Raw genomic sequence first — 18,472 nt, 5'->3', positions numbered from 1 at the left:
AAGAGCGATTTAATGTATTAAATCGCTCTTTTTGTATTACATTTTATTCTATTTAATTATGCCTCTCCTGTAGGTCCAAAATTCATAGGAATAGGAGGTTGTTCATAATCCTTTATTTCCCCATGTGCAGCCTCGAATCTATTAACATTATCACTAAGTGCCTTAAGTAACCTTTTGGCGTGTTGCGGTGTTAGAATAATTCTACTCTTTACTTTACTTTTTGGCCTTCCTGGCATAATATTTACAAAGTCAATTACAAACTCTGAAACCGAATGGTTAATAATGGCAAGATTACTATAAATACCATCTGCAATTGCCTCGTCTAATTCTATATTAATCTGATTTTGTTTTGGATTTTTATTATCTGCCATTTTGTTTTATTGAATTTTAAGTATCCCTTATAAAAAAGAAAGCCTGCCTAAAAAGGCAGGCTATTGTTATTAGTTATAATTAACTTCTTGTCGTTGTTCCATTCTGTCTTCAAACTCTTCTTTGGAACCTACAATAATAGTTTCATAGTCTCTCATTCCTGTACCTGCTGGAATTCTATGTCCAACAATCACATTTTCTTTGAGACCTTCTAGTGTATCAACTTTACCACTTACTGCAGCTTCGTTTAATACTTTTGTAGTTTCCTGGAAAGAAGCAGCAGAAATGAATGACTTAGTTTGTAGCGAAGCTCTTGTAATACCCTGAAGTATTGGCGTCGCAGTCGCCGGAGAAGCATCTCTAGCAGTAACCAAGTTTTTATCATCTCTACGTAAAACAGAATTTTCATCTCTTAAATCACGAGGAGAAACAATTTGTCCTGGCTTAAGATTTTCACTATCTCCAGCTTCCTCAACCACTTTCATTCCGAAAATCTCATCATTTTCTTCAATAAAGTCTGATTTATGAACTAATTGATTTTCTAAGAAAATAGTATCTCCTGGATCTTGGATTCTTACTTTACGCATCATTTGTCGTACAACAACCTCAAAGTGCTTATCGTTAATTTTTACACCTTGTAGTCGGTATACTTCCTGAACTTCGTTTACAAGATACTGTTGTACAGCAGATGGCCCTTTAATCTTAAGTATATCTTCTGGAGTAACTGATCCATCAGACAGTGGCATCCCTGCGCGAACATAGTCATTTTCCTGAACAAGAATCTGATTAGAAAGTTTTACCAAGTATTTCTTAATCTCTCCAATTCTAGATTCAACAATGATCTCACGGTTACCACGTTTGATTTTACCAAACGATACAACTCCATCAATCTCACTTACAACAGCTGGGTTTGAAGGGTTACGTGCTTCAAATAATTCTGTTACCCTTGGCAGACCCCCTGTAATATCCCCTGCTTTTGCAGATTTACGTGGAATCTTAACTAAGACTTTACCTACACCAATCTTGTCATTATCATCAACCATTAGGTGTGCACCCACTGGCAAGTTATAAGAGCGAAGTACTTCGTCTCCTTTACCCATTACCAGAAGAGTAGGTATTTTTTTCTTGTCTCGAGATTCTGAAATTACTTTTTCCTGGAAACCTGTTTGTTCATCGATTTCAACTTGATAAGTAACTCCTTGTTCTATGTTTTCATATTTTACTTTACCAGCAAATTCTGAAATAATAACTCCGTTATAAGGATCCCACTGGCAAATTACCTGATCTTTCTCAATCTTGTCACCATCTTTGATAAACAATTGAGAACCATAAGGAATCAGGTTGGTACTTAAAACGATTTTAGTTTTAGGATCGATTACTTTAATTTCAGAAGTACGAGAAATTACTACATCAATTTCATTTCCTTCACCATCTTCTCCTTTAACCGTTTTAAGTTCTTCTATTTCAGCTTTACCAGCAAATTTAGACTTCAATTGGTTTTCTTCAGAAATGTTACCTGCAATACCCCCTACGTGGAACGTTCGTAGTGTAAGCTGTGTACCAGGTTCTCCAATAGATTGAGCAGCTACCACACCAACAGCTTCACCTCTTTGCACCGTTTTTCCGGTAGCCAGGTTACGCCCGTAACACTTCACACAAATTCCTTTCTTAGCTTCACAAGTAAGCGCAGAACGAACTTCAACAGTTTCTACAGGAGAATCTTCAATTATTTTGGCAATAGTCTCGTCAATTTCTACACCAGCTTCCACCAATACTTCTTGAGTAAGAGGGTTTACAACATCTACAAGTGATGTTCTACCAACGATTCTGGCAGCAAGTCCTTCTATAATCTCTTCGTTTTTCTTTAATGGAGCCACTTCTACACCTCTTAGCGTACCACAGTCTTCGATATTAACGATCACATCCTGGGCAACATCAACCAAACGGCGAGTAAGATATCCTGCATCGGCCGTTTTTAATGCCGTATCTGCAAGTCCTTTACGTGCACCGTGTGTCGAGATAAAGTATTCAAGGATCGAAAGACCTTCCTTAAAGTTAGAAAGAATCGGGTTTTCGATAATTTCACCTCCAGCAGAGTTCGATTTTTTCGGCTTGGCCATCAATCCACGCATACCCGTTAACTGGCGAATCTGTTCTTTAGAACCCCTTGCACCAGAATCAAGCATCATATATACAGAGTTAAATCCTTGCTGATCCTCTCTAATACGCTTCATCGATAATTCTGTTAACTCGGCATTTGTAGAAGTCCAGATGTCAATTACCTGATTATAACGTTCGTTATTGGTAATAAGACCCATGTTATAATTGGCTACAATATTATCAACCTGCGAGTTTGCATCAGCAATCATCGTATGCTTCTCTTTAGGAATAATAATATCACCTAAACTGAATGACAATCCACCCTGGAATGCAAATTTGTATCCCAGTGTCTTGATTTCATCAAGGAATTCTGCAGTTTCAGGAACGCTGGTTACTTTAAGGATTTTACCAATAATATCACGTAGCGATTTCTTTGTCAATACCTCATTAACATATCCTGCAGCTTCTGGCACTTTCTCATTAAATAGAACTCTACCTGTCGTAGTTTCTATGATCTGATTAACCAGTTCTCCTTCTTCATTAAAATCTTTGGTACGAACTTTAATATTCGCATTAATATCCAATCGTTTCTCGTTATACGCGATCACAACCTCTTCTGGAGAGTAGAATGTTAAATCTTCTCCTTTAATTTCTAACTCTGGAGTTGATCTACGTGATTTGGTCATATAGTAAAGACCAAGAACCATATCCTGCGATGGTACTGTTACCGGAGAACCATTTGCAGGGTTAAGAATGTTATGAGATGCAAGCATCAATAACTGAGCTTCTAAGATTGCTTCTGGTCCTAATGGTAAATGTACTGCCATCTGGTCACCATCAAAATCGGCATTAAATGCTGTACATACCAATGGGTGTAACTGTATTGCTTTACCCTCTATAAGTTTAGGCTGGAATGCCTGAATACCCAGACGGTGAAGCGTAGGAGCACGGTTTAGTAATACCGGATGTCCTTTAAGAACATTCTCTAAGATATCCCAAACAACAGGCTCTTTTCTATCTATAATCTTTTTTGCTGATTTTACCGTTTTTACAATTCCACGCTCAATCAATTTTCTGATCACGAAAGGCTTGTATAGCTCTGCAGCCATATTTTTTGGAAGACCACATTCGAATAATTTCAATTCTGGTCCTACAACGATTACCGAACGTGCAGAATAATCAACACGTTTACCAAGTAAGTTTTGACGGAAACGCCCTTGCTTACCTTTTAACGAGTCTGATAACGATTTTAGTGGTCTGTTTGAATCAGTTTTAACAGCTGAAGCTTTACGTGTGTTATCAAATAAAGAATCTACCGACTCCTGAAGCATACGTTTTTCGTTTCGAAGAATTACCTCTGGAGCTTTGATTTCCATTAAACGCTTCAAACGATTATTACGTATAATTACTCGACGGTAAAGATCATTTAAATCTGATGTTGCAAAACGACCTCCATCAAGTGGTACCAAAGGACGTAATTCTGGTGGAATTACCGGCACTACTTTCAAGATCATCCATTCTGGACGATTTTCTCTGTTCTTATTTGCATCACGGAACGACTCTACAACCTGAAGTCTTTTAAGAGCTTCAGTTTTACGTTGCTTAGAAGTTTCGTTATTCGCTTTATGTCTTAATTCGTAAGAAAGTGCATCAAGATCAATTCTTCTCAAGATTTCGATCAAACACTCTGCTCCCATTTTAGCGATGAATTTGTTTGGATCTGTGTCATCCAAGTACAAATTCTCTTGTGGAAGGCTATCCAGGATATTAAGATATTCTTCTTCGGTAAGGAAATCCATTTTTTGCACAGGCTCACCTTCTTCATTTTTGGCAATACCTGGTTGAATTACTACGTAACGTTCGTAGTAAATGATCATGTCTAATTTCTTAGACGGAAGTCCTAATAAATATCCTATTTTGTTTGGTAAAGAACGAAAATACCAGATATGTGCTACTGGTACCACAAGGTTAATGTGACCAACGCGATCTCTTCGTACTTTCTTTTCGGTCACTTCTACACCACATCGATCACAAACAATACCTTTGTATCGAATTCTTTTATATTTACCACAAGCACATTCGAAGTCCTTTACAGGCCCAAAAATACGCTCGCAGAACAAACCATCACGCTCTGGTTTGTGGGTACGATAATTGATAGTTTCTGGCTTAAGCACTTCTCCGTTTGAAACTGCCAAAATTGATTCTGGAGAAGCTAAACCAATAGAGATCTTATTAAATCTCTTTACTGTATTCTTATCATTATTTCTTGCCATAATATATGGTTGCTAAAGAATTATTGTAATTTAATTTTGAATAATACTATATTTAATCATACCCTTCGACTTTGCTCAGGGTATGATTTTGCATGTATTATTCTTCCAATCTAATGTCCAGACCCAGACCTTTTAATTCGTGCATTAATACATTAAAAGATTCTGGTAATCCCGGTTCTGGCATAGGCTCACCTTTTACAATACTTTCGTATGTTTTGGCTCTTCCTATAACATCATCAGATTTCACAGTCAATATCTCACGTAGGGTACTTGAAGCACCATAAGCTTCAAGAGCCCATACCTCCATTTCTCCAAAACGCTGACCTCCAAATTGTGCTTTACCACCAAGTGGTTGCTGAGTAATCAACGAGTAAGGACCAATAGAACGTGCGTGCATCTTATCATCTACCATGTGACCTAATTTAAGCATATAAATTACACCCACAGTAGCCGCTTGATCAAAACGGTCTCCAGTTCCACCATCATATAAATAAGTATGTCCGAATCTTGGAATTCCCGCTTCATCAGTTAACTCATTAATCTGATCAAGAGAAGCACCATCAAAAATTGGAGTAGCAAATTTTCTACTTAATTTTTGTCCTGCCCATCCCAATACTGTTTCATAAATCTGGCCAATGTTCATACGAGAAGGTACCCCAAGTGGATTCAATACAATATCAACAGGTGTTCCATCTTCTAAGAATGGCATATCTTCTTCTCTTACGATACGTGCAACAATACCCTTGTTACCGTGACGACCTGCCATTTTATCTCCTACTTTAAGTTTACGTTTTTTAGCGATGTAAACTTTAGCAAGTTTTATAATTCCTGAAGGTAATTCATCTCCTACAGAGATAGTAAATTTCTCTCTTCTAAGGTTACCTTGTAAATCATTTTCTTTAATCTTATAATTATGAATAAGATCTGCTACCATTCTATTAAGGTCATCGTCTGTAGTCCATGTACCTTTGGTAAGGTGAGCATAATCATCAACACTATTCAGCATTTTTTGAGTATACTTTTTCCCTTTTGGAAGTACTTCTTCACCAAGGTCATTCATTACACCTTGAGAAGTTTTACCTCCTACGATAGCGAATAACTTATCTACTAATTCAGATTTAAGAAGCTCAAATTTAGTATCATACGATCTTTCTAAGATTTCGATATCTTCTTTATCCTGAGATCGTTTTCTTTTATCTTTGATTGCTCGAGCGAACAATTTCTTGTCGATAACAACCCCATGCAATGATGGAGAAGCTTTTAATGAAGCATCCTTAACATCACCGGCTTTATCACCAAAAATTGCTCTTAACAGTTTTTCTTCAGGAGTTGGATCACTTTCACCTTTTGGAGTAATCTTACCTATAAGAATATCTCCTGGCTTGATCTCTGCTCCTACTCGAATCATTCCGTTTTCGTCAAGATCTTTTGTAGCTTCTTCAGATACATTAGGAATATCATTGGTTAATTCTTCGTTACCAAGTTTTGTATCTCGTACTTCAAGAGAATACTCATCAATATGAATAGAAGTAAAGATATCGTCTCTTACTACTTTTTCAGAAATTACAATTGCATCCTCAAAGTTGTATCCTTTCCAAGGCATAAAGGCCACTTTCATGTTTCTACCAAGAGCAAGCTCACCATTTTCGGTAGCATATCCCTGACATAGCACCTGCCCTTTTGCAACCTTATCACCTACTCTTACGATCGGCTTCAGGTTAATACTGGTACCTTGGTTTGTTTTACGGAATTTAATAAGATCATACGTCTTAGAATCTCCATCAAAACTTACCATTCTTTGCTCTTCAGTTCTATCGTATTTGATAGTAATCTTATCGGCATCAACATATTCAACTACTCCTGCACCTTCTGCATTGATCAATACTCTAGAATCTGAAGCTACTTGTCGCTCTAGTCCTGTACCTACAATAGGAGCATCTACTCTTAATAAAGGAACTGCCTGACGCATCATATTCGATCCCATCAATGCACGGTTCGCATCATCATGCTCCAAGAAAGGAATCAAAGAAGCCGAAATAGAAGCTATTTGGTTTGGTGCAACGTCTGCATAATTTACATTGGTTGGATCAATCACTGGAAAATCACCTTCCATACGTGCAATTACCTTATCTGAATCGATGGTACCATCTTCCTTTAATGGTATATTTGCCTGAGCGATAAGTTTTTCTTCTTCCTCCTCTGCACTCAAGTATGTAAAACCACTAAGATCAACCCTTCCTTCTTCAACTTTTCGGTAAGGGGTTTCAAGGAATCCCATTGAGTTCACCTTGGCAAATACCGATAATGAAGATATCAGACCAATGTTTGGTCCTTCAGGTGTTTCAATCGGACATAGACGTCCATAGTGTGTATAGTGTACATCTCGAACCTCGAATCCTGCGCGCTCACGAGATAAACCACCAGGCCCTAAAGCCGAAAGTCTACGTTTGTGAGTAATCTCGGCCAATGGATTTGTTTGATCCATGAACTGAGACAACTGGTTTGTACCAAAGAACGAATTGATTACAGAAGATAACGTTTTAGCATTGATCAAATCGATCGGTGTAAAAACTTCATTATCTCTTACATTCATACGCTCACGAATAGTACGCGCCATACGAGCCAAACCAACACCAAATTGTTGAGATAATTGCTCTCCTACTGTTCTAACACGGCGATTAGAAAGGTGATCAATATCATCAATTTCAGCTTTAGAGTTGATAAGCTCAATCAAATACTTAATAATGGTAATGATATCTTCTTTGGTAAGCACCTGCTTATCCATATCGATATCAAGGCCTAATTTCTTATTCATTCTATAACGACCAACTTCACCAAGGTTGTAGCGTTGATCAGAGAAGAATAACTTGTCAATAATACCACGTGCAGTTTCCTCATCTGGCGGTTCTGCATTACGTAATTGACGATATATGTGTTCTACTGCCTCTTTTTCAGAGTTAGTAGGATCTTTTTGCAATGTATTATGGATGATAGCGTAATCACCTTTTTGATTATCTTCTTTATGAAGCAATATTGTCTTTGCTCCAGATTCGATAATCTCTTCTAGGTGGTCCTTGTCAAGAATAGTATCACGATCAAGAACAATTTCATTACGCTCGATAGATACAACTTCTCCTGTATCCTCATCAACGAAATCTTCATGCCATGTATTTAATACACGGGCTGCCAATTTACGTCCAAGTACTTTCTTTAATCCGGATTTAGAAACTTTTACTTCTTCAGCAAGGTCAAAAATTTCTAAAATATCTTTATCACGTTCAAAACCAATCGCACGGAAAAGTGTAGTAACCGGTAATTTTTTCTTTCTATCGATATAAGCGTACATCACGCTATTGATATCGGTAGCAAATTCTATCCAGGATCCTTTAAAAGGAATTACCCTGGCAGAATATAATTTTGTTCCATTTGCATGGAAAGATTGTCCAAAGAACACCCCTGGTGAACGGTGTAACTGGGATACTACAACACGTTCTGCACCATTAATACAAAAAGTACCACTTGGCGTCATATACGGAATTGTTCCCAAATACACGTCCTGAACAATAGTCTCAAAATCTTCGTGTTCTGGGTCTGTACAGAATAACTTAAGACGAGCTTTTAATGGTACACTATAGGTAAGACCTCTTTCTATACACTCCTGAAGATCATATCTTGGAGGATCAACGAAGTAATCTAAAAATTCTAGTACAAATTGATTACGAGTATCTGTAATCGGGAAGTTTTCCATGAAGGTGTTGTATAGACCTTCGTTTCCTCTTTCTTCAGACTTTGTTTCTAATTGAAAGAAATCCTGAAAGGATTTGATCTGAATATCAAGAAAGTCAGGATATTCAGGTCTGTTCTTTACGGAAGAGAAATTCAATCTTTCAGTTTGCGTTGCTAACATCAATGGACGGAATTAAATTAAAATTTTAAAAAGGTACGCGTATTTTCAATACTTAACATTTATATACGCAAAATGGTTTAGACCTCAGAGAATACTCTCTGGGTCTAAACCTATGTGTTAATCTGTGGTAAGCTTACTTAAGCTCAACCTCAGCTCCAGCCTCTTCTAATTGAGCTTTAAGAGCTTCTGCCTCATCCTTAGCTACTCCTTCTTTGATTGCTTTAGGAGCACCATCAACTAATTCTTTAGCATCTTTAAGACCAAGACCAGTTAATTCTTTAACAAGTTTTACAACTGCTAATTTAGAACCACCTGCAGCCTTAAGGATTACGTCGAATTCTGATTTTTCTTCAGCAGCTTCTCCACCACCAGCGGCACCACCACCAGCAACAGCTACTGCAGCAGCAGCAGGCTCGATGCCATATTCTTCTTTTAATATATCAGCTAACTCATTAACTTCTTTTACTGTTAAGTTAACTAATTGTTCTGCGAAATCTTTTAAATCTGCCATTTTCTATCGTTTTAATAAAATTTTTTAATTGAAATATAATTTGTTAAAAAGTGCGTACACTATTGATATTATCCTTCTTTTTCGGATAATGTTTTAAGGATACCCGCGATTGTACCTCCACCAGACTTCAATGCTGAAATAACATTCTTAGCAGGTGATTGTAACAATCCGATAATATCTCCAATAACTTCTTCTTTAGACTTGATATTAACTAAAGCCTCAAGGTTTTCGTCACCGATAAAGATAGCCTCTTCAACGAAAGCGCCTTTTAAAAGAGGTTTCTCAGATTTCTTACGAAACTCTTTGATAACCTTTGCAGGTGCGTTACCGGTCTCGGCAAACATTAATGAAGTATTACCTTTTAATACATTAGGTAAATCTCCGAAATCCTTATCAGAATTCTCCATTGCCTTGGCAAGAAGAGTATTCTTAATTACTTTTAATGATACATTAGCTTTGAAACAAGCTCTTCTTAAGTTTGAAGTAGTACCTGCATCCAATCCTGAAATATCAGCTAAATAAATATTAGCGTTTTCAGCCAACTGAGCAGTTAAGTCTTCAATTACTTGTGATTTTTCTTCTCTTGTCATAATCGTTTATCTTAATTACCCAGCAAAGTTTTTAGCGTCTATTTCTATACCAGGACTCATAGTAGAAGACATATATATAGATTTAATATACACTCCCTTTGAAGCCTGCGGCTTTAACTTTACTAATGTTGTTATCAATTCTTTAGCGTTTCCAGCTATTTTATCTGCATCAAAAGAAGATTTACCTATCGCCGCGTGAACGATACCCGTTTTATCCACTTTGAAATCTATCTTACCAGCTTTCACATCTGAAACTGCCTTTGCAACATCCATAGTTACAGTTCCTGTCTTAGGGTTAGGCATTAACCCACGTGGTCCTAATACTCGACCTAATGGACCTAATTTACCCATAACACTAGGCATTGTGATGATCACATCAACATCAGTCCATCCACCTTTGATTTTATCAAGGTATTCATCAAGACCAACATAATCTGCTCCTGCATCTTTTGCTTCAGCTTCTTTATCTGGAGTAACAAGCGCTAATACTTTTACATCTTTTCCTGTTCCGTGAGGTAACGTTACCACACCACGCACCATTTGATTGGCTTTACGTGGATCAACGTTCAAACGAACAGCAAGATCTACAGAAGCATCAAAATTTACATTTGTTATTTCTTTTACCAAGGAAGATGCTTCTGCCAATGTATAGGCTTTATTCTTTTCAACCTTAGCTTGTGCTTCTTTTTGCTTTTTTGTCAATTTTGCCATTTTGTAAACGTTTTTGATTTAGAAAGGAGCTTGTCCTTTTACGGTTACACCCATAGAACGAGCAGTACCAGCGATCATTTTCATTGCAGACTCCACTGTAAACGCATTTAAATCCTGCATTTTGTCCTCTGCAATTGCTTTAACTTGATCCCAAGTAATACTTGCTACTTTTTTACGGTTTGGCTCACCAGAACCTTTTTTCTGTTTTGCTGCCTCCAGTATTTGCACAGCTGCAGGTGGAGTTTTGATCACAAAGTCGAAAGACTTATCTGTGTACACATTGATAACAACGGGCAATACTTTACCAGCTTTATCTTGTGTTCTACCATTGAATTGCTTACAGAATTCCATGATATTCACTCCGGCAGCACCTAAAGCAGGTCCAACAGGTGGTGACGGATTCGCCGCTCCACCACGTACTTGTAGTTTAACAACCTTACTTACTTCTTTAGCCATTTTTCTAATTTTAAATTAGAATTGCTCTACATTTGGAAGCATCAGAACAATTCTGGATCTATATAATGTAACAATTATTATACTTTTTCAACTTGCATATAACTTAACTCTAGTGGCGTTTTTCTTCCGAAAATCTTCACCATAACCTCAAGTTTACGCTTTTCTTCATTTACCTTCTCAACAGTTCCATTAAATCCATTAAATGGACCATCGATAACTTTTACAGTTTCACCAACTGTATAAGGTATAGCAACATTATCGGTTTTAACTGCCAATTCGTCTACTTTACCTAGCATTCTATTAATTTCGGCTTTTCTTAAAGGAACAGGATCTCCTCCTTTTACCTCACCAAGAAAACCAATAACACCATTAATAGACTTTATAATGTGTGGTATCTCTCCAGAAAGATTAGCTTCAATCATTACATAACCCGGAAAGTATACACGCTCTTTATTAATTTTTTTTCCATTACGAATCTGAACTACCTTTTCAGTCGGCACAAGGATTTGAGCAACATAGTCCTGCAACCCCATATGAGCTATTTCGCGCTCAATATAATCTTTTACCTTGTTCTCTTGACCACTAACAGCCCTTACAACGTACCATTTCTTTGAATTATCCACCTCGGCCATTTTCACGATATTTAAGATTTAACTAAAGTAAAATAATACTCTATCAAATTACTAAATACAGTATCTACTCCCCAGATAGCCAAAGAAAAAATAACCGAAAAAACAATTACCACCAAAGTAAGCCTTTGTGCTTCTGACCATGGAGTCCATGTTACATGGTTTTTTAATTCGTTATATGATTCTGTTACGTAATTTATAAATCCAGCCATCTTGTTATTATTTATACGAATAAACATTATAATTTATTCGCAATAAAACTTCATATTTATTACAGTTAACATCTTAATACAAACCTTAACTGCGAAAGCACGGGTTGAGAGGCTCGAACTCCCGACACCTGGTTTTGGAGACCAGTGCTCTACCAACTGAGCTAAACCCGTATACATAAGGTAAGGTATTCGCCAAGGCGAATACCTCACTTACATATAATATAATTAATTAGTCTAAAATTTCGGTTACCTGACCAGCACCTACTGTTCTACCACCTTCACGGATAGCAAAACGAAGACCAACATTCATCGCGATTGGCTGAATCAACTCAACAGTAATAGTTAAGTTATCTCCAGGCATTACCATCTCTACTCCATCAGGAAGAGCGATGTTCCCTGTCACGTCAGTTGTACGTACGTAGAACTGAGGACGGTAGTTATTATGGAAAGGAGTGTGACGTCCACCTTCTTCTTTCTTAAGGATATATACCTCAGCTTTGAAGCTTTTGTGTGGAGTTACAGACCCTGGCTTAGTAATAACCATACCTCTAGAGATTTCACTTTTTTCGATACCTCTTAATAGGATACCTACGTTATCTCCAGCTTCACCTCTATCTAATATCTTACGGAACATCTCTACTCCAGTAATTGTAGAAGTCAATTTCTCTGCTCCCATACCGATAATCTCAACCGGGTCTCCAGTATTAGCAACACCAGTTTCGATACGACCAGTTGCCACAGTACCACGACCAGTAATCGAGAATACATCTTCGATAGGCATTAAGAAATCCTTATCAACATCACGCTTTGGTAATTCGATCCACTCATCAACAGCAGCCATAAGCTCCATTACAGTATCAACCCACTTTTTCTCTCCGTTAAGAGCTCCAAGTGCAGAACCAGCGATTACAGGACCATTATCTCCATCATACTCATAGAAAGAAAGAAGATCTCTTACTTCCATTTCAACAAGCTCTAAAAGTTCGTCATCATCAACCATATCCACTTTATTAAGGAATACAACGATTCTAGGAATACCTACCTGACGACCTAAAAGGATGTGCTCACGAGTTTGTGGCATAGGACCATCTGTAGCAGCAACTACCAAGATAGCACCGTCCATTTGAGCAGCACCAGTAACCATGTTCTTTACGTAATCGGCGTGACCTGGACAGTCAACGTGAGCGTAGTGACGATTTTGGGTTTGGTACTCTACATGAGATGTATTAATTGTAATACCTCTTTCTTTTTCTTCTGGAGCGTTGTCGATAGTATCGAAATCTCTCGCTTCAGAAAGACCAGCTTCTGCTAATACTTTAGTAATTGCAGCAGTCAAAGTTGTTTTACCGTGATCAACGTGTCCAATAGTACCAATATTTAAGTGCGGTTTGGAACGATCAAAAGTTTCCTTTGCCATAATTAATTTATTTAATCTTAGTTATATATTAGTGTTCAATTTATGCTTTTGCACTAAGAGCCAATGACGAGATTTGAACTCGTGACCTCTTCCTTACCAAGGAAACGCTCTACCCCTGAGCTACACCGGCTTTAAAAAGTACGAAGACAAATCTGAGTTCTTTAATCTTTTATTAAAAGAAAACCGATTTACCTTACTACTTTGTTTTAAAAATCCAATGCTAAAAACGCATCAAGATTAGCTTTGTTGAGCGGGAGACCGGGTTCGAACCGGCGACATTCAGCTTGGAAGGCTGACGCTCTACCAACTGAGCTACTCCCGCATTATAATTACGTATTCAAAAAACTTGAATTACGAATTAAAAGTGGGGAGAGCAGGATTCGAACCTGCGAAGGTAAAAACCAACAGATTTACAGTCTGTCCTCGTTGGCCGCTTGAGTATCTCCCCAATCAAAAAATTCAATATTTTGGTATGAACTTTACTAGTTTTGAGTGCGCAAAAATAGTCATTTATTTTACAATTCAAAATCTAATTAAAAAAGTATTGTTTTTTATTAAAAAAACCTTCTTTTTTTGAGCCGATAGAGGGACTCGAACCCACGACCTGCTGATTACAAATCAGCTGCTCTAGCCAGCTGAGCTATATCGGCTTTTCACTATGTTTTAGAACATAAAAAAGTCCGCTATTTCTAACGGACTGCAAATGTATAATAATTTATTTTTTACACAAAACTATTTTTCAAAAAAATAGTCAAACATGTGCATTTAATTTTTCTTTCCGTTTTTTTAATTGCCTTTCCAAAGAACTAACACACTCGTCTACACCCTCTTCAAATGTTTTATTGATTTTTTTTATCATAAATTCATCTCCTGGCACGCTCAATAAAATTTCAGTAATCTTATTTTCTTTTCCGCTTGTATTCATAACTTTTAAAAACACGTCTGCATGAATTATACGATTAAAATAAGTTTCTAATTTATCCAATTTTGCTTGAGTAAAATCCACCAACTTTTGATCTACATTAAAATTTACGGATTGCAAGTTCACTTTCATAGGTGTTAGTTTAATTGGTTTAACAAATATTTTAAGCCTAAAAGAAAGATAAGGGGGAGCTTATCACTCACTTTTTATTCCTTGGGTGGGATTGTTTATAAACTTTTGTTAGCTGAGCGACACTATGATGCGTATATACCTGTGTAGCTGCCAAACTGGAATGACCAAGCAATTCTTTTACAGCATTTAAATTTGCCCCCTCATTAAGCAAATGAGTCGCAAAAGAATGTCTTAAGATATGCGGACTCTTTTTTACTTTTGAAGAAGCCTTACTAAAATAACTATTTATGATTCGATATACAAGTGTTTCATATATTTTAACTCCTTTTTTGGTAAGCAACATATAGGGTTCATTGGGATCTACAAGTATATCTTTTCGAAGATCTAAATATAACTTTAATGTATCGCAAATCGATTCTAGCAAAGGCAGATACCTCTCCTTGTTTCTTTTTCCAAGTACTTTTATTTGTTTGGCAACAATATCAACATCTGTAACTTTTAAGTTTACCAACTCTATACGACGAATACCTGTTCCATAAAAAAGCTCTACAATTAATCTATTTCTAACGCTATCAAAATCTTTTTCTTCTTTTAACATACTCAAAACACCTTCAACTTCATCTACCGAGAACGGTATTTGCAATTTTTTGGGTGCTTTTAACGCTTGATGTTTGGCCAATGGGTTATTTTCAATTTCTCCTATTTTGAGCAAAAATTTATAATAGGTTTTTAAAGAAGAAACTTTTCTATTTACTGTTCTATTCGAAATACCTTGGTCTATCAAGAAAACAATCCAGGATCTAATTTGTTGATAATTTGCCTGGGATATATTGGAAGTCCCGTATCTATCTTCGTAAAATTCTGAAAAAGACAACAAATCGGACTTATAAGCTGTAACGGTATGAGCAGAATACTTCTTTTCCAGAAGCAGATAATCCAAAAACTGAGTAATAAACATAAAAAAACCGTTAAAAAACAAAAGTAACAAACTTTTGGCTTCTTAACGGTTAAATCTATACTGAAAAACGAAGTCTTCCTGTTAGGAAACTATAGACTACGCTTCAACTTTTTAAATTTCTTCCTGATCTCTTAAATGCTGAATGTATTGCGCTTTTTGGATCTGAGCTCTACGCTCTACAGAAGGTTTTGTAAACTGTTGACGTTTACGAAGCTGACGCATCGTTCCTGTTCTATCAAATTTACGCTTAAAACGTTTTAACGCTCTATCTATATTTTCTCCGTCTTTAACTGGTATAATTAACATAGTTGCACCTCCTTTCTTTAAAAATTAGGCTGCAAAGATAATATAAAACTATTATTTACAAAGTTTTTTTTTTATGAAGTTGAAAAACTTCATTATTTAGCTAAAAATAATCAAAGAAAAACGACTTCTTGTCTATTATAGGGGGCTGTTGATAAACAAAAAGCCGTTCAAAGTTTTTAGTGCTATCAAATTATTTAAGAGACCATACGGAGTATCCTTTCGGCGGAGCCTGAATCTTCACCCATCTACCTCCTTGTGTTACAGGTTCCCATCCAGAGCTGCCTGTATAATCCTTGATTCTTCTATTTGACCAATTGGTTTCTACCCATCTTTCTTTCCAAGAATTAGAGTTATTGATATAAACAATTAAACCATTCTTTCCTCCTCCTCCATTTCTCTTGGCGATATATTCATCGTTGTCTGTCCACAGGTTTGTAGTACTACCGCCAGCAAGGTTGTTATGAATCCATATAAGGTTATTTAATTTATTTTTATCCAACCAATCTTCATAATCCCTATAGAAAATAGCTGGATATCCTTCATGAGTTAAAATATAAGCATAAGCCAATAGCTTATTATTAATAATTTCATCGGTATCATGATTTGCAACAAAAGTAACGGCTCGCGATGCGTTTCTTTTCCATAACATATCCCCACTAAGAGCATTAAGGTTGTTACCCATAAAGGCATCTCTCATCTTATAATAACAACCAAAATCAAAGGCCGACATTTGGGCTTCAGTAGTCCACCAATCCAGTGTATTTACATTTCCGTCCCAATACTCTCCAACAGAGAAACCTCCTACATTATTCTTCCATTCTCTAACAACCCAAGGTTCAAAACCTTTTACATAATCGAACCTCCAGCCATCAAAGCCCATTGTATTCTTATAATATTTTGCTACAGAGTTTGATCTACCCCATAACCAATCCTGCACATACGCTTTGCTATGACTTAAATCTGGAAAACCGCCAAAAATTCCACTATCAGAATAATATTGATCGTTTGGATGAAAGTCGTACTTTGTTCTATTAAATTTGCCCGATAAAGGATTATAATCGGTATACGTATTCTTTCCGGCAAATTCGTTCCATTCTAGATCTCCACCACTATTGTGATTTATCACAATATCGGCAATTACGCTTAGACTATTATTATGAGCAGTAGAAATGAGGCTTTCTAACTCTGATCTGGATCCAAATCGGGTTTCTACACTACCCATTTGGTTGTATTCTCCAAAATCATAATAATCAAACGGGTCATAACCCATTGAAAAGGCACCATTTTGGGCCTTACTTACAGGTGGCAACCAAATTGCATCAATACCTGCATTACTCCAGTCATCTACTTTGCCTTTTACAACATTCCACCAGGTACCTCCTGCTGGCACATCCCAATAAAATGCTTGCATCATGACTCCAGAACCAATAGGTTTGAGTGCTTTGGCAGCCGGCGCCTCTTGAAGATCTATAGATTCTGCTTCTACAGAATCAAGAACTTCATTCTTACTACAACTAATGAAGAAAAACGTTGTAGCAACAAATCCATAAAAAAACTTGCTGAATTTCATAATTTACTTAGTGTTTGTGTTAATTTTATTTCAAATTAATAATTTATACCAGACCGAAAACGTTTGAAATATAACGAAAACGTTTTCGTGTTAATAAAGACTTAAAATAAACATGAAATTACAAGTATTTTTATTTAAAGTATACTTAAAAAATAAAGAAAAGCGCTAAAAAACAATGATCTAGCACTTTTCTTTTAAAAAAAATGATTTTGTTTAGTTTTATGTAACTGGCTTATATTCTTTTTTATCGATAACCATTTTGGCGATAATCTCTCGTAGAATTTCTGAAGTTCCTCCTCCAATAGGTCCTAATCTGCTGTCTCTAAATAATCTCGCCAACGGATATTCTTCCATATAACCATAACCGCCTAAAAGTTGCAGGCAATCATATATTACTTTGTCTGCCATTTTTGTAGAAAGTAATTTAGACATACTCGCTTCTTTTACAACATATTCACCTTCATTTAGCCTTTTGGCAATCGAATAATTAAATTCTTTACACATTTCTATTTCACTAGCCATATCTGCTACAGAATGTCTTAAGGCCTGAAACTTATCTATCGTTTTACCAAAAGCTTCTCTTTCTGACATGTATTGAACTACATATTCTAGTGCATACTCTGCTCTAGCATGTGAGTTCACACCCATAATCAACCTTTCTAGTGCAAAATGCTGCATGATATATGAGAATCCTTTGTTTTCTTCTCCCATTAAATTTTCTAACGGGACCTTCACATTATCAAATGCTATTTCCCCAGTATCAGAAGCTCTCCACCCCAATTTTTCTAACTTCGTAGCAGAAACTCCAGGTACATCTCTATCAATTACAAAAATGCTAATCCCTTTGTTCCCAAGCTCAGGACTTGTTTTGGCAGCAACCACGAGATAGTCACTATATACCCCATTAGTAATAAAAGTCTTAGATCCATTAATTACATAATGATCTCCATTTTTAACAGCAGTAGTTCTCATACCAGCAACATCTGATCCACCAAAAGGTTCTGTTATTGCCAAACAACCAATTTTTTCGCCTGTAATACTCGGAGCTAGGTATTTTTCTTTTATGCTATGATCCCCTTCTTTGTTTAAATGAGTCATTGCCAAATAAACATGAGCCCATATTGCTGCTGCAAAACCACCAGAGTTAATTTTTTGTAATTCTTCTAAAAGAATTACCATATAAAAAATATCCAGGTCCAATCCACCATACTCCTCGGGATATGAGATCCCAAAATAGCCCATTTCTCCAAATTTTTCCCAAATAAAACGATCAATGGTTCCTGTTTTTTCCCAATTCTCTATATAGGGAGTCACTTCTTTCTTGAGAAAATCTTTGAGGCTTTTCCTAAATAATTCGTGTTCTTCTGTAAAATACATGCTGTTCATATGATAACTGCTACTTTATTAGT

Annotated in this window: 15 protein-coding genes and 5 tRNA genes; all 20 read right to left on the bottom strand. The window is 36.5% G+C overall.

The annotated features are described in order from the left end of the window. Window positions 1-56 precede the first annotated feature (56 nt). A complete protein-coding gene (locus tag U6A24_RS15465; RefSeq protein WP_324180893.1) occupies window positions 57-371 on the bottom strand; it encodes a DUF3467 domain-containing protein in 315 nt (104 codons plus the stop codon). A 69-nt stretch (window positions 372-440) separates the two neighbouring features. Continuing rightward, on the bottom strand, window positions 441-4,742 hold the full coding sequence (gene rpoC / locus U6A24_RS15460) for a DNA-directed RNA polymerase subunit beta' (RefSeq protein WP_324180892.1): 4,302 nt from the start codon (window positions 4,740-4,742) through the stop codon (window positions 441-443). Between the two features lie 97 nt (window positions 4,743-4,839). Continuing rightward, a complete protein-coding gene (rpoB, locus tag U6A24_RS15455; RefSeq protein WP_324180891.1) occupies window positions 4,840-8,649 on the bottom strand; it encodes a DNA-directed RNA polymerase subunit beta in 3,810 nt (1,269 codons plus the stop codon). Window positions 8,650-8,782: 133 nt separating this feature from the next. Then, entirely contained in the window at window positions 8,783-9,160 is a 378-nt protein-coding gene (gene rplL, locus U6A24_RS15450; protein WP_324180890.1) for a 50S ribosomal protein L7/L12, read from the bottom strand. A gap of 68 nt (window positions 9,161-9,228) precedes the next feature. Beyond that, complete coding sequence (gene rplJ, locus U6A24_RS15445; protein ID WP_324180889.1) at window positions 9,229-9,750, bottom strand: 50S ribosomal protein L10; 522 nt, start codon at window positions 9,748-9,750, stop codon at window positions 9,229-9,231. Window positions 9,751-9,765: 15 nt separating this feature from the next. Continuing rightward, entirely contained in the window at window positions 9,766-10,461 is a 696-nt protein-coding gene (gene rplA / locus U6A24_RS15440; RefSeq protein WP_324180888.1) for a 50S ribosomal protein L1, read from the bottom strand. An 18-nt stretch (window positions 10,462-10,479) separates the two neighbouring features. Beyond that, complete coding sequence (gene rplK / locus U6A24_RS15435; RefSeq protein WP_324180887.1) at window positions 10,480-10,917, bottom strand: 50S ribosomal protein L11; 438 nt, start codon at window positions 10,915-10,917, stop codon at window positions 10,480-10,482. A gap of 77 nt (window positions 10,918-10,994) precedes the next feature. Then, entirely contained in the window at window positions 10,995-11,549 is a 555-nt protein-coding gene (gene nusG / locus U6A24_RS15430; RefSeq protein ID WP_324181137.1) for a transcription termination/antitermination protein NusG, read from the bottom strand. A gap of 11 nt (window positions 11,550-11,560) precedes the next feature. Further along, entirely contained in the window at window positions 11,561-11,758 is a 198-nt protein-coding gene (gene secE, locus U6A24_RS15425) for a preprotein translocase subunit SecE (protein ID WP_324180886.1), read from the bottom strand. A 98-nt stretch (window positions 11,759-11,856) separates the two neighbouring features. Further along, a tRNA-Trp gene (locus U6A24_RS15420) sits at window positions 11,857-11,929 on the bottom strand. 58 nt (window positions 11,930-11,987) lie between these two features. Then, window positions 11,988-13,175 (bottom strand): elongation factor Tu, encoded by a 1,188-nt coding sequence (gene tuf / locus U6A24_RS15415; RefSeq protein ID WP_324180885.1) that lies wholly within the window; start codon window positions 13,173-13,175, stop codon window positions 11,988-11,990. Window positions 13,176-13,233: 58 nt separating this feature from the next. Continuing rightward, window positions 13,234-13,305, bottom strand: a tRNA-Thr gene (locus U6A24_RS15410). 119 nt (window positions 13,306-13,424) lie between these two features. Further along, a tRNA-Gly gene (locus U6A24_RS15405) sits at window positions 13,425-13,497 on the bottom strand. Between the two features lie 43 nt (window positions 13,498-13,540). Continuing rightward, a tRNA-Tyr gene (locus U6A24_RS15400) sits at window positions 13,541-13,623 on the bottom strand. Window positions 13,624-13,751: 128 nt separating this feature from the next. Beyond that, a tRNA-Thr gene (locus U6A24_RS15395) sits at window positions 13,752-13,825 on the bottom strand. A gap of 101 nt (window positions 13,826-13,926) precedes the next feature. Next, window positions 13,927-14,229, bottom strand: coding sequence for a ribosome hibernation-promoting factor, HPF/YfiA family (gene hpf, locus U6A24_RS15390; RefSeq protein WP_324180884.1), 303 nt, complete (start codon window positions 14,227-14,229; stop codon window positions 13,927-13,929). A gap of 67 nt (window positions 14,230-14,296) precedes the next feature. Further along, the gene (locus U6A24_RS15385) at window positions 14,297-15,187 is read right to left on the bottom strand and encodes a tyrosine-type recombinase/integrase (protein ID WP_324180883.1); all 891 of its coding nucleotides are present in this window, start codon (window positions 15,185-15,187) and stop codon (window positions 14,297-14,299) included. 111 nt (window positions 15,188-15,298) lie between these two features. Further along, a complete protein-coding gene (gene rpsU / locus U6A24_RS15380) occupies window positions 15,299-15,493 on the bottom strand; it encodes a 30S ribosomal protein S21 (RefSeq protein WP_130286235.1) in 195 nt (64 codons plus the stop codon). 190 nt (window positions 15,494-15,683) lie between these two features. Further along, entirely contained in the window at window positions 15,684-17,063 is a 1,380-nt protein-coding gene (locus U6A24_RS15375) for an alpha-amylase (protein ID WP_324180882.1), read from the bottom strand. A 219-nt stretch (window positions 17,064-17,282) separates the two neighbouring features. Then, window positions 17,283-18,449 carry an acyl-CoA dehydrogenase family protein gene (locus tag U6A24_RS15370; protein WP_324180881.1) on the bottom strand — a complete coding sequence of 389 codons (1,167 nt, stop codon included), beginning with the start codon at window positions 18,447-18,449 and terminating at the stop codon, window positions 17,283-17,285. Between the last annotated feature and the right edge of the window lie 23 nt (window positions 18,450-18,472).

Origin of the sequence: Aquimarina gracilis (assembly GCF_035285365.1) — a bacterium.
Taxonomy (GTDB): Bacteria; Bacteroidota; Bacteroidia; order Flavobacteriales; family Flavobacteriaceae; genus Aquimarina; species Aquimarina gracilis.
The sequence above is the reverse complement of the archived record's forward strand: the minus strand, read 5'-3'. Positions and strand labels throughout refer to the sequence as shown.